The following is a 19516-nucleotide window of genomic DNA, read 5'->3' as shown; positions in this document are numbered from 1 at the left end:
GCCGAGTCTTGCACCCGGCACTGACAGCGGGCCCCGGCTCACCGGGCGGGCGCGCCCGACTGGCGCGAGGATCGGAGGGAAGTGCGCGCGGCGCGCACCGGGACCATGGCAGGCGGTGGAGGAGACGGTGATGGAAGCGATCGTGTACGAGGAGTTCGGCGGGCCCGATGTCCTGCGTCCGGCCCGGGTCGAGGACGTCCACGCCGGACCCGGGCAGATCCGGGTGGCGGTCAGGGCCGCCGGGGTCAATCCGATCGACTACAAGATCCGCAACGGCTGGATGGAGGCCGCGTTCCCCACCCCGCTGCCCGCCACACCCGGCAGCGAGTTCGCCGGAGTCGTCGACGAGACCGGCGACGGTGTCACGGAGTTCGCGGTCGGCGACGAGGTCCTCGGCCGGAGCACGACCGGCGCGTACGCGGAGTACGTCCTGGCCGACGTGGGATCCGTCGCGCCCAAGCCCGAGGGGCTGGGCTGGGCGGAGGCGGCGGCGCTGCCCGTGGCGACCGCGACCGCCGCCCGGGTGCTCGACGAGCTCACGGTGGCCGCGGGCGAGACCCTGCTGGTGCACGGGGCGTCCGGTGCGGTCGGTTCCGCCGCCGTCCAGATCGCCGCCGCCCGGGGCGCCACGGTCATCGGGACCGCCTCACCGGCCAACCACGACTATCTGCGGGTGCTCGGCGCTGTCCCGGTGGCGTACGGGGAAGGGCTGGTGGACCGGGTACGGGAGGCCGCGCCGCAGGGCGTGGACGCCGTGTTCGACGTGGCGGGCAGGGGCGCGCTGGCGGACTCGGTCGAGCTGCGCGGCGGTACGGCCGACCGGATCGCCACCATCGCCGATCCGGACGCGGCTCACTACGGGGTGGCCTTCTCGGCGGGTGGCGGGAGCGGTCCCGACGAGGGCAGGCGGCTCGCGGAGTACGCGGAGGCGGCGGCGGTCGGCGCTCTGCGGGTCCCCGTCGAGCAGACCTTCGCGCTCGGTGATGCGGCGCGGGCCCAGGAAGTGAGCGAGGCCGGACACGTGCGGGGCAAACTCGTCCTGCTTCCCGGGGGACCCTGAGCGCCCGGCCGCCCGAGGGACAGCCCTTACGCTGGCACGATGGAATCGGTGATCGACCGGGCGTGTGCCGCGGCCCTGTATTCGGACGGCGACGCGGGCCTGGACACCGGCGCCTCCCTCCTCGCCGCGGACCCGTCCGCCGACGAGGAGCTGCACCGGCGTGGCCAGGAGTTCGTCCGGCGCGCCTGGGCGCGCGGCTGGCAGCCCGCCGACGTCGTACGGACCGTCCGCCGCGAGCTGGACGAGGACGGCGCCGCGCTCGCCTCCGCCCTGATCACGGGGGAGACGGCGGGCTACGCCCGGCTGCCCCCGCGCTGGGCGGACCAGCTCGCCGCCATGCCCGCCCCGGCGCCGCGCAACCGGCCCGACCGCTTCACGTACGCCTCCGCACTCCTGGAGCTGTACCGCCTCCTGCTGCGGCTTCCCGTCGTCGAGCCGGTCGGGCCCGTGCCCGGCACGGCCGCCGACGCTCCGCACCGGCCGCCGGCGCACGGGGAACCGCGCATGCTCACCAGGATCCGGGCGCTGCTCGCCAAGGCGGAGGCGACCGGTTTCCCGGAGGAGGCCGAGGCGCTCACCACCAAGGCGCAGGAGCTGATGGCCCGGCACAGCATCGACGAGGCGCTCCTCGCCGCGCGTACGCACAGCGCCGACACCCCGGGGGCCGTCCGGATCGGGGTCGACGCCCCGTACGAGAGCGCCAAGGCCGTCCTGCTCGACTCCGTCGCCTCGGCGAACCGCTGCCGTGCCGTCTGGAACAGCGATCTCGGTTTCACCACGGTCGTGGGCTTCGAGCCGGACCTGGAGGCCGTGGAACTGCTCTTCACCTCTCTTCTGGTGCAGGGCACCGCGGCGATGACGAAGGCGGAGGCCGGACAGCGGGCCGGCGGGCGCAAGCGGACCAAGACCTTCCGGCAGTCCTTCCTGATGGCGTACGCCCAGCGCCTGGGCAGCCGGCTCGCGGCGGACACCGAGCGGGTCACCGCCGCGGCCGGCTCGGAGGCCGGCGCGGAAGGCCGCGGCGATGACGCAGGTGCCCTGCTGCCGGTCCTGGCGGCCCGCGACGTCGCCGTGACCGACACGGCGGAGCAGATGTTCCCGAGGACCACCACGACCCGGCTGCGCGGGGCGACCGACGCGGAGGGCTGGAACCACGGCACGGCCGCCGCCGACCGGGCCCGGATGGGTGGAGGAGGGCCGGAAATCCGCCGTTAGGTCGGCGGAGCGGCATAAGTCGGGGTTGTCTGTCATCCGGCTAGGCTCGGTCCATGAGCTGGCTCCGGGCGCTGAAGGAGACCGCCCGCTCGGGGCTGACGATCGAGCGGCGGCGTCTCGAACCGCTCATCGCGTTGCGCGGCGCCGCGGGCCTCGCGCTCGTCGTCGGGGTGAGCCTGGTGCTCTTCGGCCCGGTGATCGCCGCCGGCTCCGCGTTCGGCGCCTACCAGGCGGCCATCGCCACCTTCCAGCGCAGCTGGCGTCCCCGGCCCGTGCTCGCGCTGGTCTCCGGAGCCAGTCTGGCCGTGTCGACGTTCGTCGGCTACGTCACCGTCTCCCACACCCTGCTGTTCCTGGCCCTGCTGCTCCTCTGGACGTTCACCGCCGGGCTGGCCTGGGCGGCGGGCCCGACGGGCGGCATCATCGCGGGCTCCAACGTCGCGATCATGCTGGTCACGATCACCCTGCCCACGTCTGTCGCCGACGCCGCCGCCCACGCGGCGATGATGGCGTTCGGGGGGCTCGTCCAGGCGGCGCTGATCGTGCTGTTCCCGGTCCGCAGGTGGGGAGCCCAGCGCGACGCGCTCGCCGACGCCCTGGCGGGTGAGGCCGACTACGCCCGCAGGCTGCGGCACGACCCGGTGGCGCCCTTCGACCCCGTGCCGCTGATGACCGCGCGCAACGCCGCGGCCGTCACCCCTCGCCAGGCCCGCCGCCGTCCTGCCGACCTGCACGGAGCGCGCGGGGTCGCCGAACGGCTGCGGCCGGTCCTCGCCTCGCTGGCGGACCCCGCCCTGGGAGTGCCGGCCGAGGGCCCCGAACGCTACTGGGCGCGGGAGATCCTCGGCGCCGCCGGTTCCCTGCTCGACTCCGCCGCCCGGGCGGTACGCACGGGCGACCCGGTGCGGCTGGACGAGACGGCGCTCTCGGTGCTGAAGTCCCCCGACACCGAGGTGATCCTCACCGGCCCGCCCCGCAGGGCCGCCGACCGGCTCACCTCGCTGTTGGCCGACGTCATCGAGATCGCCGAGGGGACCGGCACGGACGACAGGACCCCCGGCGAGCCCTTCATCTCGCACCGCCGCCGGCCCACTCTGCTGAAGCTGGTCCCCGTCGTCCTCCGCTCCATGCGCCGCGAACTGCGAAGGGGTTCGACGATCCTGCGCCACGCGGAACGGGTCTCGGCGGTGACCGCGACGGGCTATCTCATCGGGCTGGCGCTGCCGTTCGGACACGGTTACTGGGCGCCCATGACCGCCGTGATGGTGATGCGCCCCGAGTTCACCCATACGTACTCACGGTCCGTGGGCCGCTTCATGGGCACGGTGCTCGGCGTCGCCGTCGCCACCGGCATCGTGCAGGTCGCGCACCCGAACGCGGAGCTCTCGGCGGTGCTCGCCGTCGTCTGCGCCGCGCTGATGTACCTGCTGATGCGCACCGGATACGCGGTCGGCCAGGTCTGTGCCTCCGCCTACGTCGTCTTCCTGCTCGGGATGGCGGGCGACGACTGGTCACAGACGGTGCCCGAGCGGGTCGTGCTGACTCTCCTGGGCGGTCTGCTCGCGATGGTGGCGTACGCCGTCTACCCGGCCTGGGAGACCCCGCGGCTGCGCGACCGGCTCGCCACCTGGGTGATCACGGACGGGCGTTACGCGGCCACGGTCCTCGACCGGTACGCCGATCCGGCGTCCAGGACCCTGGAGGAGGTGCGCACCGCCCTCCTCACCACCCGGGAGGCCCGCGTCGCCTGGCAGGAGGCGCTGGAGACGGCCCAGCACGAACCCGTACGCCACCGGGGCATCTCCCGGACGTCGGCCGCGGACGCCCAGGACGCGCTCGCCCAGTTCGGCCGCGTCGCGATGCTCATGGAGGCCCATCTGCCCGCCGCCTCCGCCACACCCGTGCCCGAGGCCGCCGGGCTCGCGGACGCGCTGCGCCGGGCCACCGAGGAGGGCGCGAAGGCGGTGCGGGAACGCCGCGTCCCGGACTGGGTTCCGGTCAGGGAGGCACTCGCGCGCCGGGACGCAGCCGAGGGGCCGCCGCCCGACTCCTTCGTACGCAACGGGGCCACCCTGCTGCTCCGGGCCCTGGAGGACTTCTCACGGGCACTGGAGATCAGCAGCGGACGGGCCTGAGGCGGGCGTCAGGGAGCGGGGACCTCCGGCAGGCCCGTGGGCAGCTCGGAGAGGTCGGTCCTGGACAGGGTGTCCTCGGTCCCGGCGCCCCACGAGATGACGAGCTTCTTGCCGTCGTCGGACTCGACGGACCCCATCGTGCGGTCGGTGTTCCCGTCGAGGCACTTCAACGCGAGCATCACCTCGCCCATGTCCTTCACCTCGCCCTGGCAGACGTGCCGGCCGGCCGAGAGCGCCACCTTGCCAGAGGTGACCGACAGCGTTACGGGCCCGCCGTCGGCCGTGCCCGTCCAGGTGCCCTCCAGCGCAGCGGCGTCCGCACCTCCGGAGGCGCCCTCCTCGCTGCCGGCTCCGGGAGACGTGGCCTGCTCGGAGCTCGATCCGGTGTCCGGGGCCTTGTCACCGTCGGAATCGTCACTGCCGCAGGCGGTCAGGGCGAGCACGACGACGAGACCGGCGGCGGCAAGAGCGACCGAACGCGGAAACCTGTCCATATGTGAGTTCCCCCTTGTGGATTCACTGCCGAAAGACCGCGCCGAGCTACCGGGGGCGAAGAGAACAACTCGGGGAAGGGGGAGCCGAATTGGCGTGCCGTTCGTCTGTTACTCATAGAGGTGGGGACGGGTGAACAGACGGCCGGGCGGATCGGGGGAAAACTGTAGTCGCGCGCGCACCCGGCGTGCACGTGCATCTGCTCATGCATTGGCATATGAACACAGCTATGATCCGAGCTAGTTGACACTTGCACCTTGCAACTCGGGGAGCGTCCTGTGCACCACGTGTACAACGGCATGGCGGCCACAGAGCTTCGCGGGGTCGTCTGGCAGAAGAGCAGACACAGCAACTCCCAGGGATCATGCGTGGAGTTCGCGAAACTGCCCGGCGGAAATGTGGCGATGCGGAACTCGCGTCACCCCGACGGGCCCGCGCTGGTCTATACGCCGGCGGAGATCGAGGCGCTGCTGCTGGGCGTCAAGGACGGGGAGTTCGACCACCTGGCCGCGGGCGGCTGAACGCGCGGAACGCTGTCAAGCGTACGGCGGCGCGGTCGGCGCACGCCGCGAGCCGCCGCCCGGGCGCACGCCGGTATGCCCCGGGGTGCGCCGTACTACAAACTGTCGGGGAAGGCGTCGACCGGGACGGGACGCTCCGTCGTCGTGTGGTCGGTCAGCCGGAACAGGGCCCAGACCACCTTCCCGAACCTTCCGTCGGGCGGGGTGTCCCCGACCGGTACGGGGGACGGGTGCCAGCCCCAGCAGTCGCTGAACGACTCGACGAGGAACAGGCCCCGTCCGGACTCGGCCGAATCCGGCGCCTCGCCCGCGACCGGCCCCTTCTCGCTGGGATCGCGCACCGCGCACACCAGGCGCGAGGACCAGCGCATCAGATGCAGCCGTACGGAGGAGTCCTGCCGCTCCCGCGCCGTATCGGCCGGCAGGGCGTGCCGCAGCGCGTTGGTGACCAGCTCGGAGACGACCAGGGCGACATCGTCGAAGCGGTCGCCCAGGTCCCAGGAGTTCAGCGTCGTACGGGTGAATCTCCGTGCACCGCCCACCGCTTCGTACCGCGCCGGAAGCGTGCAGGAGGCCGAGCCCGCGACCGCCGAGGGGTCGATGGGCGGAAGCCCCTGCCGTAACGGCTCGAGCATCGTCGATCCATTCGTCCCCATGCGAGGCACTCCCGGGATTCGCGGCTGTAGCGGCACTGCTTCTAGTGGGCACTGCGGGTACAGCGGCACAACACGAACGAGCACGCAGGTGCGCGGGGACCATGGTTCCGAATGCGCACGGCAGATGCAAGGGCAGATGCACGTGCACGCGCCTGGTCTGCCCGGTAGCGTGCCGGTTCGAGTCATTTCTTCCGCTTCACAGTTTTGAAGCTTTCGGAAAGTCTTGCCATTTCTGTAATCGAATGAGTACGGGGTGAAGCGTTTTGGTGGCAGAATCCGCCTCCGGGGTTCGGGGGGACCCCGAAGTACGGGAAGCGATGGGGAGGGCTGGGAAGCCGGTGTCGGCAGGCGAGTCGAGTGGTTCTGTGGTGCGGCGCATCCTCCTGGGCTCACAGCTCAGGCGCCTGCGCGAGTCGCGGGGCATCACCCGTGAGGCGGCCGGCTACTCCATCCGTGCCTCCGAATCGAAGATCAGCCGCATGGAGTTGGGACGGGTGAGCTTCAAGGCCAGGGACGTCGAGGACCTGCTCACGCTGTACGGAGTCACGGACGAGGCGGAGCGGGAATCGCTCCTCGGTCTGGCCCGTGAGGCCAACGTGGCGGGCTGGTGGCACAGTTACGGCGATGTGCTGCCCGGCTGGTTCCAGACGTATATCGGACTGGAAGGGGCGGCCTCGCTCATCCGGATCTACGAAGTCCAGTTCGTCCACGGGCTGTTGCAGACCGAGGCGTACGCCCATGCCGTCGTCGCGCGCGGTATGCCCGGCGCCCCGGCAGCCGAGATAGACCGCAGGGTCGCGCTGCGCCTGGCGCGGCAGAAGGCGCTGGTCTCCGAGCGCGCCCCGCGCTTCCACGCCGTACTCGACGAGGCGGCGCTGCGCCGTCCGTACGGCGGGCGCGAGGTGATGCGTGCGCAATTGCGGCATCTGATCGATATGTCGGAGCAGCCGAATATCACTCTCCAGGTGATGCCCTTCAGCTTCGGCGGTCATGCCGGTGAGAGCGGGGCATTCACGATGCTGCGTTTTCCCGAATCCGATCTGTCGGACATCGTCTATCTGGAGCAGCTGACAAGTGCGCTCTATCTGGACAAGGCCGAAGAAGTCGCCCAGTACGAAAAGGCCATGGTCCGGCTCCACGAGGACAGTCCGGGCCCCGAGGAGAGCCGGGATCTTCTCCGGGGACTCCTTCAACTGACGTGATTCGCCAGTACGATGAGTGACCGACAGGAGTCTGCGCCTGCAGTAAGGGATTGCATGTCCTTCCCCAGTGAACTGGCCCGCCAGTACATCGACGGCGAGTGGCTGACCGGCAACGGTGCGTGGGACATCATTGATTTCAATCCTTACAACGGCGAGAAACTCTGCTCCGTCACCGTGGCCACCGCGGCGGAAGTCGACCTTGCTTACCGGGCCGCCGAACGCGCGCAGCGGGAATGGGCGGTGGCCGGTTCTTATGCGCGGCGGGCCGTTCTGGAGAACGCCGTGCGGCTCGTCGGGGAGCGCTGCGACGAAATCACCGAGCTGATCATCGATGAGCTCGGTGGCACACGGGCGAGGGCCGAATTCGAGGTGCGGACCGCGCAGGAGTTCCTGCGCGAGGCCGCGGGACAGGCGATGCGTCCGTCGGCCCAGCTGCTGCCCTCGGTCGCCGACGGCAAGGAGAACCGGGTCTACCGGCTGCCCGTCGGGGTCATCGGTGTGATCAGCGCCTTCAACTTCCCTTTCCTGGTGACGATGAAGACCGTCGCCCCGGCGCTCGCGCTCGGCAACGCGGTCGTGGTGAAGCCCCATCAGAACGCCCCGATCGCCGGCGGAAGCCTGGTGGCCCGGATCTTCGAGGACGCGGGGCTGCCCCCGGGGCTCCTCAACGTCCTGATCACCGACAGCGCCGAGATCGGCGACTCCTTCATCCAGCACCCCGTGCCCAAGGTGATCTCGTTCAGCGGTTCGGACCGGGTCGGCCGTCATGTCGCCGCCGTCGCCGCCGGGCTGTTCAAGCGGACCATCCTCGAACTGAGCGGCAACAGCGCCCTGGTAGTGCTGGAGGACGCCGACCTCGACCACGCGGTCCGCGCGGCCGTCTACAGCCGCTTCCTGTTCCAGGGCCAGGTCAGCATGGCCGCCAACCGCATCCTGGTGGACCGGTCCGTGGAGGAGGAGTTCACCGGGCGGTTCACCGCCGCGGTGTCCGCCCTCGTCTCAGGGGACCCCCGCGACCCCGCCACCCGCATCGGGCCGGTCGTCGACGCGTTCCAGGCCGAGGCGCTCACCGCGCTGGTCGACGGGGCCATCGAGGCCGGTGCCACCGCGCTCGTGCGGGGCCGCACACGCGGCAACCTCGTCGAGCCGACCGTACTGACCGGGCTGCCGGAGGGATCGCCGTTGCTGGAGCAGGAGATCTTCGGGCCCGTGGCGCTGCTCGTGCCGTTCGACGGCGAGGACGACGCCGTCCGCATCGTCAACGACAGCCCCTACGGGCTGAGTGGCGCCGTCCACACGGCGGACGCGGAGCGCGGGGTGCGGTTCGCCCGGCGCATCAGGGGCGGGATGTTCCACGTCAACGGCGCGACCGTGCAGGACGATCCGGCGGTCGCGTTCGGCGGCGAGAAGCGGTCCGGCATGGGACGGCTGAACGGCGAGGCCGCCGTGGAGGCGTTCACCACCCGTAAGTGGATCTCGGTGCAGCACGGGCGGACGGTCTTCCCTTTCTGAACCCTCTCCGACGCGCGCGGATCGAGGACAGGGCCCGGACTGATGGGGCCGAAGAGGCGGGCTACCCTGGTCAAAGTTGACTACAAAGGGTGAGTGGTATGTCGGCGATCCGTCTCCTGGTCCTGGGTGCCGTGCGCCAGCACGGCCGCGCGCACGGCTATCAGGTGCGCAACGACCTGGAGTACTGGGGCGCCCACGAGTGGTCCAACGCCAAGCCCGGGTCGATCTACCACGCACTCAAGCAGATGGCGAAGCAGGGACTGCTCCTCGCCCACGAGGTCGCCCCGTCCACGGCCGGCGGCCCGCCCCGCACCGAGTACGAGATCACCGGCCGCGGCACCCAGGAGTTCTTCACCCTGCTGCGCTCCTCGCTGACCTCGTACGACCAGAGCGTGGACGTGCTCTCTGCCGGCATCGGCTTCATCGTCGACCTGGAGCGGGCCGAGGCGGTGGCGCTCCTGAGGGAGCGTGTCGCCGCCATCGAGGGCTGGCGGGCCTCGGTCACGGAGCACTACACGCCGGAGGACGGCCCGGAGTCGCTCGGGCACATCGGCGAGATCATGAACATGTGGGTGCACTCGGCGGACGCGGGGGCCGAGTGGACCCGTGGCCTGATCGCCCGGATCGAGGCAGGGGCGTACACCTTCGCGGGTGAGGGCGAACCCTTCGTCGGAGTGCTCGCGGAGGGCCAGGAAAATCCCTTCGCCACAGGTGTCACCGACCCCGGTGATCACCACTAATCAAGTTTGACGAATCGTCTCGGTGGGCATACCTTCGCCTTGCTAGTCAAGTTTGACTACAGGAGGGGTGGTGGGCACCGTGAGCGACGCAATCGTCGTCGAAGGAGTGCACAAACGGTACGGAGTCAAACGCGCCCTGGACGGCCTCGACCTCGCCGTCCGCCGCGGAACGGTCCACGGGGTGCTCGGCCCCAACGGGGCGGGCAAGACCACAGCCGTACGTGTGCTGACGACCCTGTTGCGGCACGACGGGGGCCGGGCGGAGGTGGCGGGGTTCGACGTGCGGTCCGAAGCAGCCGAGGTCAGGAGGCGGATCGGGCTGCTCGGCCAGCACGCGGCGGTCGACGAGGAGCTCGGCGGCCGGCAGAACCTGGAGATGTTCGGCCGGCTGTACCACCTGGGCGCCCGCCGGGCCGGTCTGCGGGCCGACGAACTGCTGGAGCGGTTCGGGCTCGCGGACACCGGGCGCAAGGCGGTCAAGCGGTACAGCGGCGGCATGCGGCGCCGCCTCGACCTGGCCGCGTCCCTGATCACCGACCCTGAGGTGCTCTTCCTGGACGAGCCGACGACCGGACTCGACCCGCGGGGACGGGCCGAGGTGTGGAGCGCCGTGCGGTCGCTGACCGCCGGCGGCACCACCGTCCTGCTGACCACGCAGTACCTGGAGGAGGCGGACCAGCTGGCCGACCGGATCTCTGTGATCGACGACGGCAGGGTAATCGCGGAGGGCACGGCCGACCGCCTGAAGGCGATGGTCGGCGGTGACCGCATCGACGTCGTCGTCCGCGACGCGGACCGGCTGGCCGAGGCGGCCGCGCTGCTCGGCGAGGGGGTGGCCGTCGACGAGGACCGGCGGCTGCTCGGCGCACCCGCCCCGGACCGCATGCGGGCCTTGGCCCGGACCGTGCGGGCGCTCGAGGAGGCGGGCATCGAGGCGGAGGACATCGCGGTGCGCCGCCCCACGCTGGACGAGGTCTTCCTCTCCCTCACCGGCGCCGGCGGCGGGGCCCGCGCCCCCATGGAGACGGAGGCGGCCGCATGAGTACGGCGACGGCGGGACCGGGACGCATCGGCTGGGCACTGGCCGACTCCTGGACGATGACACGGCGCGAACTGGCGCACTGGGCGCGGCAGCCGGTCCAGGTGGTCGTGGGTCTGGTCTTCCCGGTGATGCTGCTCCTGATGTTCAACTACCTGGTCGGCGGCGGGAGCGGGGTCGACGGGGACAACACCGAATTCCTGGTGCCCGGCATGCTCGCGCTCACCATGGCCTTCGGCCTGGAAGGCACGATGCTGGCGGTCACCCAGGACCTGAACAAGGGTGTCATCGACCGGTTCCGTTCCATGCCGATGGTCTCGGGCGCGGTCCTGGTCGGGCGGAGCGCCGCCGACATGCTCCAGTCGGTGGCCGCGCTCGCCGTGATGACCGGAGTCGGCTACGCCCTCGGCTGGCGCTGGCACAACGGCACGGCCGCCGCGCTTGCCGCGCTGGGGCTGCTGCTCCTGCTGCGGTTCGCGATGCTGTGGATCGGCATCCAGCTCGCGATGGTGGCGGGCAGGCCGGAGATGGTGCAGGCCGTGCAGGTCCTGGTCTGGCCGGTGGGCTTCCTCTCCAACGTCTTCGCCTCGCCGGAGTCGATGCCGGGCTGGCTGGGCGCGGCCGTCGAGTGGAACCCGATGTCGGCCACGGCGACAGCGGTGCGCGGCCTGTTCGGCAACCCGGGCGGAGCGTCCGGCTCCTGGGCCGCCGAACACGCCGAACTTCTCGCGGTGCTCTGGCCGGTGGCGCTGATCGCGGTGTTCTTCCCTCTGGCGGTGAGGAGGTTCGCGCGGCTCAGCCGCTGACCCCTAGTGGTGGAAGGCGGTCTGCACTCCCGGGGGGCGGTGCAACGGGTGCGGCTGGGCACGTAGTTCGGGCAGGAGCCCGCGCAGGTCGTCCAGCAGCAGCTCCGCGAGATCCGAGGAGAAGCCGTTACGGCAGACCACCCGCAGCACGGAGAGGTCCTGGCGGTTGGCGGGGAAGGTGTAGGCGGGCACCAGCCAGCCGCGCTCCCGCAGCCGCCTGGACACGTCGAAGACGTCGTACGCCTTCACTTCGGGCTTCGTCGTCACGGCGAACACCGGGAGTTCGTCGCCCCGGGTCAGAAGCCGGAAGTCGTCCAGGGACTCGAACCCGACGGCGAGCCGCTCCGCGATGTCCCGGGACGCCTGCTGAACGGCCCGGAAACCCTCCCGGCCCAGCCGCAGGAAGGTGTAGTACTGCGCGACCACCTGCGCGCCGGGCCGGGAGAAGTTCAGCGCGAAGGTCGGCATGTCGCCGCCCAGGTAGTTGACCCGGAAGACCAGCTCCTCGGGCAGCTCGGACGGTGAACGCCACAGCGCCCAGCCCACGCCCGGGTAGACCAGGCCGTACTTGTGCCCCGAGGTGTTGATCGAGGACACCCTGGGGAGCCGGAAGTCCCACACCAGATCCGGGTCGAGGAACGGCGCCACCATTGCCCCGGAAGCCCCGTCCACATGGACCGGGATGTCGAGTCCGGTGCGCTCCTGGAGGTCGTCCAGCGCCGCGCACAGCTCCGCGATCGGCTCGTACGAACCGTCGAAGGTGGAGCCGAGGATCCCGACCACGCCGATGGTGTTCTCGTCGCACAGCTCGGCGGCCGCCTGCGGGTCCAGATGGAAGCGCTCGCCGTCCATCGGGACCTGGCGGGGCTCCACCTCCCAGAACGTGCAGAACTTCTCCCAGCAGACCTGCACATTGACGCCCATCACCAGATTGGGCCGGGCGGACGCCGGATAGCGGTCGGAGTTCCTGGCGGACCAGCGGCGCTTCAGCGCCATCCCCGCCAGCATGCAGGCCTCGCTGGAGCCCGTGGTCGAGCAGCCCACCGTGGCCGCCGGGTCGGGGGCGTTCCAGAGGTCGGCGAGCATCGCCACGCATCGCCGCTCCAGCTCGGCGGTGCGGGGGTACTCGTCCTTGTCGATCATGTTCTTGTCCCGGCACTCGCCCATCAGCACACCGGCCTGGGGCTCCATCCAGGTGGTGACGAAGGTCGCGAGATTGAGCCGGGAGTTCCCGTCGAGCATCAGCTCGTCGTGGACGAGCCGGTAGGCCGTCGACGGCGGCAGCGGGCCGTCCGGGAGGCGGTGCGTCGGCGGTGCCGCGACCATCGGAGCGGTCGGGTCGGCCTCTCCGAAGAACGGGTTGAGGGCGAGTCTGCGGTGTTCGTCGGACGGAGCGGTCCCGCCGTGCGAACCCTTGTGGAGCGGCATGGTCGGGCTCCTCAGTGCTCGGCCGCGAGTCCGGCCTTGATGGCCCGGGTGAATTTCACGACGCGCTCGGCCTGGACCCGCGCGGCGGTCAGGGTCTGCTCGGCGACCGGGATGTCGCCCTGCCCCGAGACATGGGAGGTGCCGTACGGATTGCCGTCCACGAACTTCGTGGCATCCGTGTAGCCGGGCGGAACCAGGATGCCGCCGAAGTGGTAGACGGTGTTGTACAGCGCCAGCAGGGTGGACTCCTGGCCGCCGTGCGTGGTGCTGCTGGCGGTGAAACCGCTGTAGACCTTGTCGGCCAGCTGCCCCGCCTGCCAGAGACCGCCCAGCGTGTCGAGGAACTGCTTGAGCTGGGCGGTGACATTGCCGTACCTGGTGGGCGTACCGAAGATCACCGCGTCCGCCCAGACCATGTCGTCCGGCGAGACCTCGGCGATTCCGGCGGTCGCCTTCGCATGCTCGGCCCAGACGGGGTTGGAGTTGACGGCCGCCTGAGGGGCCAGCTCGGCCACCTTGCGCAGCCGTACCTGTGCGCCGGCGTTCTCGGCGTCCTGCGCGATGGCCTTGGCGATCGTGGAGACGGTGCCGGTGGAGGAGTAGTAGACGACTGCGACGTTGACGGGCGTGGGCATGCGGGAGCCTCCGGGAGATCGAAGAGGGGGAGAGGGGCCGGTCAGGACCTGCTGATCACGGCCGCCGTGCCGTAGGCACAGACCTCGGTGCCCACGTCGGCCGCCTCGCTCACGTCGAACCGCATCATCAGCACCGCGTTCGCGCCACGCGCCCGGGCCTGGTCGACGAGCCGCTCCATCGCCTGGTTGCGGGTCTCGACGAGCGTCTTGGTCAGCCCCTTCAGCTCGCCACCGATCATCGACTTCAGACCGGCGCCGATCTGGCTGCCCAGGTGACGGGAGCGGACCGTGAGCCCGAACACCTCTCCGATGACCTGCGTCACCTGATGTCCGGGTACGTCGTTCGTGGTGACGACCAGGACGTCCGCCTGGGGTGTCTGTCCGCCGCCGTAGTCCTCGATGCTCATGATGTGGCACCTCCTGCGGAAAGCTTTGCCCCGGTTCGTTCCGCGCGCATCCTTGCTTACGCCAGTGGAACCCAGGCGTCCGCCACAGCGTTGATAGCTTGGGGCGGCCACGCAGCCGCGCACATCGACCAACCCTGGAGCCCGGACCCTTGAATACGCTTGCGCTCGGCCCGAGCTGGCTGGACCCGGATTATCTGCTCAACACCTTCGGGCTGCCCGGCCTCCTGCTGATCGTGTTCGCCGAGTCCGGGCTGCTGATCGGCTTCTTCCTTCCCGGCGACTCCCTGCTGTTCACCACGGGTCTGCTGGTGACGACGGGCGACCTGAAGTACCCCCTGTGGCTGGTCTGCCTCCTGATCGCCCTGGCGGCGATCATCGGTGACCAGGTCGGCTATCTCTTCGGACGCAAGGTGGGGCCGGCGCTCTTCAAGCGCCCGGACTCCCGTCTCTTCAAGCAGGAGAACGTCGAGAAGGCCCACGACTTCTTCGAGAAGTACGGCCCGAAGTCGCTGGTGCTGGCCCGCTTCGTGCCCGTCGTCCGGACCTTCACGCCGATCATCGCCGGTGTGAGCCGGATGGACTACCGCTCGTTCATCACGTTCAACATCATCGGCGGCGTGCTCTGGGGCGTCGGCGTGACGCTGCTCGGCGCGGTCCTCGGCAAGATCGATTTCGTGCACGAGAACATCGAGATGATCCTCATCCTGATCGTGCTGATCTCCGTGGTGCCGATCGCGATCGAGTTCCTGCGGGCGCGCAGCAAGTCGAAGAAGGAAGCCGCGACGCGTGGAGGGGACGACGAAGGCCCCTCGAACGGCGGGCCTGCGGCCGGCCCCCACGCCGGAGCGGACGACGAGGGCCAGGGCCCGGCCGCCTACCGGTACACCGGCGACCAGCCGACTCCGTACGGCACCGGCCAGGGCGCGCAGTACGGCAACGGCCAGTACGGCGGCCAGGGCGCCCAGTACGGCGGCGGTCAGCACGGCACGGACCAGGGTGGCGGCGGTCAGTACGGCGGCCAGGGCGCCCAGTACGGCGGCGGTCAGTACGGCACGCAGCAGGGCGGCAACGGTCAGTACGGCGGCCAGGGCGCCCAGTACGGGGGCGCTCAGTACGGCACGCAGCAGGGCGGCGGCGGTCAGTACGGCGGCGACCAGGGGCAGTACGGCGGCGCGCAGGGCGGCCAGTACGGCGGCGTACAGGGGCAGTACGGCACGGACCAGGGCGGCCAGTACGGCGGCCAGGTTGGTCAGTACGGCGGCCAGGGCGGCCAGTACGGAAGCGGTCGGTACGGCGCCTCGGACCAGGCCGGTCAGTACGGCAACGGCAACCAGGCCGGTCAGTACGGCGACGGCAACCAGGCCGGTCAGTACGGCGACGGCAACCAGGCTGGTCAGTACGGCGACGGCAACCAGGCCGGTCAGTACGGTAGCGCCCAGGCCGCCCCCCACAACGGCGGATACGACGGCGGGTACGGCGGCGAGCAGCAGCAGCCCGGCCCGTACGCCGACGGCGGACCCTACGGTGAGCGCCCCGCGGCCGGCCCGGGCGACAGCCAGGAGGACGACCCGGGTCAGTACGGGTGGCAGAACAGGCGCTGACCTCCCCCGAGCGCACCGACGGCGCCCCGGTCCCCCTGAGGGGGCCGGGGCGTTGTCCGTGCGTCAGAAGCCGCGGGTCCGCTTGGCCGCCCGCCGGGACGCGCCCTCGACCGCGCCCGGAACCCGCATGAAGAGCCGGGAGATCTCGCTCCCCAGGTTGACCCCGATGGCGATCGCCAGCGCCGTGGCGACCGCCGTGGAGAGTGAGGCGAGACCGGTGTCCACCTCGTTCTGCGCGACGCCCAGCAGACCGAAGTAGGTCGCCGAACCGGGCAGCAGCGGGCCGATCGCGGCCGTGATGTAGGGCAGCGACGAGCTGTAGTGGTAGCGCGAGAACAGCTGGCCGAACAGCCCCACCAGACCGGCCGCCACCGCCGTGGCAGCCACCGGCGAGATACCACCCTCGCGGGCCATCGCCCCGTAGATGACCCAGGCCACGCCCCCGTTGAGGGTCACCGCCAGCACCGTGGAACGCTCCTGCTGGAGCAGGATGGCGAACGCCAGCGTCAGGGTCATCGAGACCAGGATCTGGAGCACCGGCCGGTCGTTGGCCACGAACCGGGCCTCGGGGTTGAGCTCGGCCCCGAGCTGGACGCCCAGGTAGAGCATCAGCAGCACGCCCGCCACGATGCCGATGAAGAAGTACATGACCTCCAGGAGCCGGGCTCCCGCGGTGATGTAGTAGCCGGTCAGGCCGTCCTGCACCCCGGCGACGAGAGCCCTTCCGGGCAGCAGTGCGAACAGTCCACCGGTGATCACCGCGGAGGGCCGCACATCCGTCGAATGGGTGAGGGTCAGAGCGATGCCCATCGCGGCGGGAGGCATGGCCGCCACCGTGAACTGGTAGAACTCGGGCAGCCCGCGCCCGGCACAGAGCCAGGCCAGCCGGTCGCCGAGCATCGCGCCCGCCGCCGCCACGATGAAGACCAGCACACCACCGCCGACCAGCACCGATGCCGAGCCGGCGAGCAGACCCGCGGCGGCCGTCAGTACCCAGCCCGGATACGGGTGCCGGTTACGGCGGATCTCGGCGAGGCGCCGGTAGGCCTCCTCCAGCGAGACCTCGACGTGCTCCGCCGTGGTGATGTCGTCGATCAGCCGGAACACGGCCGCCAGCCGGGTGTAGTCGGTCCCCCGGCGCCGCACGGTGCGGCTGGCCGTCACGGGGTCGTCCACCAGGGACGGCTGGTAGGAGATGGACAGCAGCGTGAAGGTGACCGTCGGCTCGCTGCGGTCGAGGCCGTACGACCGCGTCACGGCGAACATCGCGGCCTCGACGTCCTCGGCGCCCTCGCCGCCCGCGAGCAGCAGCTCCCCGATACGCAGCGTCAGGTCGAGGACGCGCGGGACCGCGGGCCCCGAGTCGTCGGTCCTCTGCACACTCTCGGGCGCCGGACGTTCCGTCACCGGCATGCGCAGCATCGTGCGCATCCGGTCCTGCCAGGGGGCTTCCTTGGTCAGCCGGACCATCGGAATGCCGTGCGCGGGAGTGAACGCCGGCGGGTGCTGCTGCGCGTCGTACCCGCTCGGCGGGACGAAGGCCGACGAGAGCGTGTCGGAGCCCGGCCCGCCCCCCGGCCCGGAAGCGGAGCCAGGCCCGGACGACGCCGTCGGATCGGTGTGCAGACCGGCCGGAAGGGCGAATTCCGATGTCGGATGGTCGTCCTCGGACGGGGCCGCGGGCTGCTCCACACCGGCCGGCGGGACGAAGGCGCTGCGCGCCTCGTCGGACTGGGGCTTCTGGTCCTCGGGACCGCCCTGTTCCGCCACCACTCGACCTCGTTCCTCCGCGACCGCTCGTTACGGGAGCGCTTCTGCCCAGTATGTGCACGGGCATGGGCCGCCACACGCAACGGGCGGCGCACCGGTGAAGGTGCGCCGCCCGTTGTCCGTAAGACCGGCTGGGCCGGTCGGCCCATGCCCCGTGATCCGCGCCGTCCCGCCCGTGGGCGGAACCGTGGGATTACGTCAGTGCTTCCCGCCCTGCGCCTCGAGGCGCTTGTAGGAGGCCTCGATCTCGGCCTCGGCCTCGGTGCGGCCGACCCAGTCGGCGCCCTCGACGGACTTGCCGGGCTCCAGGTCCTTGTAGACCTCGAAGAAGTGCTGGATCTCCAGGCGGTCGAACTCCGAGACGTGGTGGATGTCGCGCAGGTGCTCCACCCGGGGGTCGGACGCCGGGACGCACAGCAGCTTGTCGTCGCCGCCGGCCTCGTCCGTCATCCGGAACATGCCGATGGCGCGGCACTTGATGAGGCAGCCGGGGAACGTCGGCTCCTCGAGGATGACCAGCGCGTCCAGCGGGTCGCCGTCCTCGCCGAGGGTGTTCTCGACGAAACCGTAGTCCGCCGGGTAGCTGGTCGAGGTGAAGAGTCGACGGTCCAGACGGATCCGACCGGTCTCGTGGTCCACCTCGTACTTGTTCCGCGAACCCTTCGGAATCTCGATAACGACGTCGAACTCCACGGGTGGCTCCTCCATGATCAACACATACGACTGGTGGTTAAGTGTCCCTCACGCAGATGAGTGCTCGCGAAAGGGGCTGGTCAACGGTGGCCGAGCCGGTGGAGAAACCGACGGACGGACCGTTGAACAGGTGGGGCAAGTGGAAAGTCCCGAAGTACCTGAAGCGTGGGAGCGGACGGGACGACCTCCGGCTCGTCGCAGGCTCCGCGGTGCTCGGCCTGGTGGTCGCCGCCGGTGCCGTCCTGGCCACCGGTCCCTGGGACTCCGGTCAGCGTAAGGCCGAGCGGGACCGGGCGGCCGTCCTGCAGCGCGCAGGTGGCGCACATCACGACGGGACCACGCCGGACGGTCCCGAGCCCGCAGCCAGCGCGCCGGCCGTCCTGGGAGCCCTCGGCGCCACGGGCGGCATCACGGCCCCCGCGGGCGCGAGCGGCCTGGTCGCCGCCCTCACGCCCCTGCTGGACGCGCCCGCACTCGGCTCCGTACGCACCGCCGTGGTCGTCGACGCGGCCACCGGCAAGCAGCTCTACGCGCGGGGTGCGGGGACGCCCATGACTCCCGCGTCCACGGTGAAGATCGCGACGGCCGCCGCCGCGCTCTCCGCGCTCGGCCCCGCCCACCGCATCGCGACGACGGTCAGGCTGTCCCCGGACTCCCGGACGATCGCTCTCGTCGGCGGGGGCGACCCCACCCTGGACGAGGCGGCCCTCCGCTCCCTGGCGGCCGACACGGCGCGCTCCCTGCGCGACGCCGGTGCCGGGCCCGTGCGGCTGGTCTACGACGCGTCGCGCTACTCCGGTCCGGCACTCCACCCCATCGGCCCCAACGAGAACATCGCGCCCGTCAGCGCGCTCATGGTCGACGAGGGCCGCCTCGACAGGAGCGACCGGGGGCCGGCCCCCCGTACGGACGACCCGGCGGGTGACGCCGCGCGCTCCTTCGCGGACCTCCTCGAGGACGCCGGTGTCGCCACCCGGTCCGCCCCCGCGTCCGGACGGGCCCCGGCCAAGGCGCGAACGGTGGCGACGCATCTGTCGAAGCCGCTCTCCGCCCTGGTCGAGCGGGCCCTGACCAACAGCGACAACGACATCGCCGAGGCGCTGGCACGGCAGGCCGCGCTGAAGGCCGGGGAGCCCGCCTCGTTCGCCGGGAGCCGCCGCGCCGTCACCGCCCGGCTGAAGTCGCTCGGCCTGCCCCTGGGCGGCGCCCGGCTCGCCGACGGCAGCGGTCTCGACCGCGCGGACAAGGTGACGGCGGGGCTCCTGGCCCGGCTGCTCGCACTCGCCGCCGGCCCCGACCATCCGGAGCTCCGCCCCGTACTCACCGGGCTGCCGGTCGCCGGATTCAGCGGCACGCTCGGCGACCGCTACACGGCGACGTCCCCGGCGACCGGCCTGATCAGGGCCAAGACGGGCACCCTCACCGGGGTGAACAGCCTCGCCGGAACCGCGGTCGACCCACAGGGCCGGCTGCTCGCCTTCGCCTTCCTGGCCTCGGGCACCACATCGCCCGACGACGCGGAAGCCTCTCTCGACACCCTGGCCACCACACTCACCCAGGGCACCCGGTGAGCGGCTGACACCCCACCACCGGGCGACCACCTC

General features: G+C 71.2%; 18 protein-coding genes. 11 read left to right on the top strand and 7 right to left on the bottom strand.

Annotated elements, in window-relative coordinates; all coding sequences use genetic code 11:
* Positions 1-130: 130 nt before the first annotated feature.
* From OG379_RS18050 to OG379_RS18040, 3 genes are read left to right on the top strand one after another with little or no spacing between them, the layout of a single operon-like run.
* On the top strand, positions 131-1060 hold the full coding sequence (locus OG379_RS18050; protein ID WP_405664024.1) for an NADP-dependent oxidoreductase: 930 nt from the start codon (positions 131-133) through the stop codon (positions 1058-1060).
* Positions 1061-1099: 39 nt separating this feature from the next.
* Complete coding sequence (locus OG379_RS18045; RefSeq protein WP_405664022.1) at positions 1100-2275, top strand: DUF2786 domain-containing protein; 1176 nt, start codon at positions 1100-1102, stop codon at positions 2273-2275.
* Between the two features lie 53 nt (positions 2276-2328).
* A complete protein-coding gene (locus tag OG379_RS18040) occupies positions 2329-4410 on the top strand; it encodes an FUSC family protein (protein WP_405664020.1) in 2082 nt (693 codons plus the stop codon).
* 8 nt (positions 4411-4418) lie between these two features.
* On the opposite strand, the gene OG379_RS18035 is transcribed toward OG379_RS18040, so the two are convergent.
* The gene (locus OG379_RS18035) at positions 4419-4904 is read right to left on the bottom strand and encodes a hypothetical protein (RefSeq protein ID WP_405664018.1); all 486 of its coding nucleotides are present in this window, start codon (positions 4902-4904) and stop codon (positions 4419-4421) included.
* Positions 4905-5180: 276 nt separating this feature from the next.
* Here OG379_RS18035 and OG379_RS18030 point away from each other — a divergent pair, with 276 nt between their 5' ends.
* Positions 5181-5423: a DUF397 domain-containing protein gene (locus tag OG379_RS18030; protein WP_033296523.1), complete on the top strand. Its 243-nt coding sequence runs from the start codon at positions 5181-5183 to the stop codon at positions 5421-5423.
* A 95-nt stretch (positions 5424-5518) separates the two neighbouring features.
* On the opposite strand, the gene OG379_RS18025 is transcribed toward OG379_RS18030, so the two are convergent.
* On the bottom strand, positions 5519-6058 hold the full coding sequence (locus OG379_RS18025) for an ATP-binding protein (RefSeq protein ID WP_405664016.1): 540 nt from the start codon (positions 6056-6058) through the stop codon (positions 5519-5521).
* 338 nt (positions 6059-6396) lie between these two features.
* Here OG379_RS18025 and OG379_RS18020 point away from each other — a divergent pair, with 338 nt between their 5' ends.
* From OG379_RS18020 to OG379_RS18000, 5 genes are all read left to right on the top strand, one after another.
* Complete coding sequence (locus OG379_RS18020) at positions 6397-7281, top strand: helix-turn-helix domain-containing protein (protein ID WP_393755964.1); 885 nt, start codon at positions 6397-6399, stop codon at positions 7279-7281.
* 54 nt (positions 7282-7335) lie between these two features.
* Positions 7336-8793, top strand: coding sequence for an aldehyde dehydrogenase family protein (locus tag OG379_RS18015; protein ID WP_393755962.1), 1458 nt, complete (start codon positions 7336-7338; stop codon positions 8791-8793).
* A gap of 98 nt (positions 8794-8891) precedes the next feature.
* Positions 8892-9533 (top strand): PadR family transcriptional regulator, encoded by a 642-nt coding sequence (locus tag OG379_RS18010; RefSeq protein ID WP_393755960.1) that lies wholly within the window; start codon positions 8892-8894, stop codon positions 9531-9533.
* A gap of 79 nt (positions 9534-9612) precedes the next feature.
* Entirely contained in the window at positions 9613-10575 is a 963-nt protein-coding gene (locus tag OG379_RS18005) for an ATP-binding cassette domain-containing protein (RefSeq protein WP_405664012.1), read from the top strand.
* Positions 10572-11378: an ABC transporter permease gene (locus tag OG379_RS18000; protein WP_405664010.1), complete on the top strand. Its 807-nt coding sequence runs from the start codon at positions 10572-10574 to the stop codon at positions 11376-11378. Before OG379_RS18005 ends, OG379_RS18000 begins: the two co-directional genes overlap by 4 nt.
* A 3-nt stretch (positions 11379-11381) precedes the next feature.
* Here OG379_RS18000 and OG379_RS17995 read toward each other — a convergent pair whose 3' ends face one another.
* From OG379_RS17995 to OG379_RS17985, 3 genes are read right to left on the bottom strand one after another with little or no spacing between them, the layout of a single operon-like run.
* A complete protein-coding gene (locus OG379_RS17995; protein WP_405664007.1) occupies positions 11382-12806 on the bottom strand; it encodes a glutamate decarboxylase in 1425 nt (474 codons plus the stop codon).
* Between the two features lie 11 nt (positions 12807-12817).
* The gene (gene wrbA / locus OG379_RS17990; protein WP_405664005.1) at positions 12818-13441 is read right to left on the bottom strand and encodes an NAD(P)H:quinone oxidoreductase; all 624 of its coding nucleotides are present in this window, start codon (positions 13439-13441) and stop codon (positions 12818-12820) included.
* Between the two features lie 41 nt (positions 13442-13482).
* Positions 13483-13848, bottom strand: coding sequence for a YbjQ family protein (locus tag OG379_RS17985; RefSeq protein WP_104786954.1), 366 nt, complete (start codon positions 13846-13848; stop codon positions 13483-13485).
* A gap of 149 nt (positions 13849-13997) precedes the next feature.
* On the opposite strand from OG379_RS17985, the gene OG379_RS17980 reads away from it, so the two are divergent.
* The gene (locus OG379_RS17980; RefSeq protein WP_405664002.1) at positions 13998-15449 is read left to right on the top strand and encodes a VTT domain-containing protein; all 1452 of its coding nucleotides are present in this window, start codon (positions 13998-14000) and stop codon (positions 15447-15449) included.
* A 63-nt stretch (positions 15450-15512) separates the two neighbouring features.
* Here OG379_RS17980 and OG379_RS17975 read toward each other — a convergent pair whose 3' ends face one another.
* Together OG379_RS17975 and OG379_RS17970 are read right to left on the bottom strand one after the other, a co-directional pair.
* Positions 15513-17222 carry a threonine/serine exporter family protein gene (locus OG379_RS17975; RefSeq protein WP_362927138.1) on the bottom strand — a complete coding sequence of 570 codons (1710 nt, stop codon included), beginning with the start codon at positions 17220-17222 and terminating at the stop codon, positions 15513-15515.
* Between the two features lie 195 nt (positions 17223-17417).
* Positions 17418-17912: an inorganic diphosphatase gene (locus tag OG379_RS17970; protein ID WP_104786950.1), complete on the bottom strand. Its 495-nt coding sequence runs from the start codon at positions 17910-17912 to the stop codon at positions 17418-17420.
* Between the two features lie 86 nt (positions 17913-17998).
* Here OG379_RS17970 and dacB point away from each other — a divergent pair, with 86 nt between their 5' ends.
* Positions 17999-19483: a D-alanyl-D-alanine carboxypeptidase/D-alanyl-D-alanine-endopeptidase gene (dacB, locus tag OG379_RS17965; protein WP_405663998.1), complete on the top strand. Its 1485-nt coding sequence runs from the start codon at positions 17999-18001 to the stop codon at positions 19481-19483.
* Positions 19484-19516 lie beyond the last annotated feature (33 nt).

Source organism: Streptomyces sp. NBC_01166 (genome assembly GCF_045039765.1).
Lineage (GTDB): Bacteria > Actinomycetota > Actinomycetes > Streptomycetales > Streptomycetaceae > Streptomyces.
This window is presented reverse-complemented; position numbering and strand designations above follow the sequence as displayed.

Coding starts and splice junctions, on each gene's coding strand:
- OG379_RS17985 (WP_104786954.1), bottom strand. CDS start 13,848: ATGAGCATCGAGGACTACGGCGGCGGACAGACACCCCAGGCGGACGTC.
- OG379_RS18000 (WP_405664010.1), top strand. CDS start 10,572: ATGAGTACGGCGACGGCGGGACCGGGACGCATCGGCTGGGCACTGGCC.
- OG379_RS18025 (WP_405664016.1), bottom strand. CDS start 6,058: ATGCTCGAGCCGTTACGGCAGGGGCTTCCGCCCATCGACCCCTCGGCG.
- OG379_RS18050 (WP_405664024.1), top strand. CDS start 131: ATGGAAGCGATCGTGTACGAGGAGTTCGGCGGGCCCGATGTCCTGCGT.
- OG379_RS18010 (WP_393755960.1), top strand. CDS start 8,892: ATGTCGGCGATCCGTCTCCTGGTCCTGGGTGCCGTGCGCCAGCACGGC.
- OG379_RS18020 (WP_393755964.1), top strand. CDS start 6,397: ATGGGGAGGGCTGGGAAGCCGGTGTCGGCAGGCGAGTCGAGTGGTTCT.
- wrbA (WP_405664005.1), bottom strand. CDS start 13,441: ATGCCCACGCCCGTCAACGTCGCAGTCGTCTACTACTCCTCCACCGGC.
- OG379_RS18035 (WP_405664018.1), bottom strand. CDS start 4,904: ATGGACAGGTTTCCGCGTTCGGTCGCTCTTGCCGCCGCCGGTCTCGTC.
- OG379_RS18015 (WP_393755962.1), top strand. CDS start 7,336: ATGTCCTTCCCCAGTGAACTGGCCCGCCAGTACATCGACGGCGAGTGG.
- OG379_RS17995 (WP_405664007.1), bottom strand. CDS start 12,806: ATGCCGCTCCACAAGGGTTCGCACGGCGGGACCGCTCCGTCCGACGAA.
- OG379_RS18040 (WP_405664020.1), top strand. CDS start 2,329: ATGAGCTGGCTCCGGGCGCTGAAGGAGACCGCCCGCTCGGGGCTGACG.
- OG379_RS18045 (WP_405664022.1), top strand. CDS start 1,100: ATGGAATCGGTGATCGACCGGGCGTGTGCCGCGGCCCTGTATTCGGAC.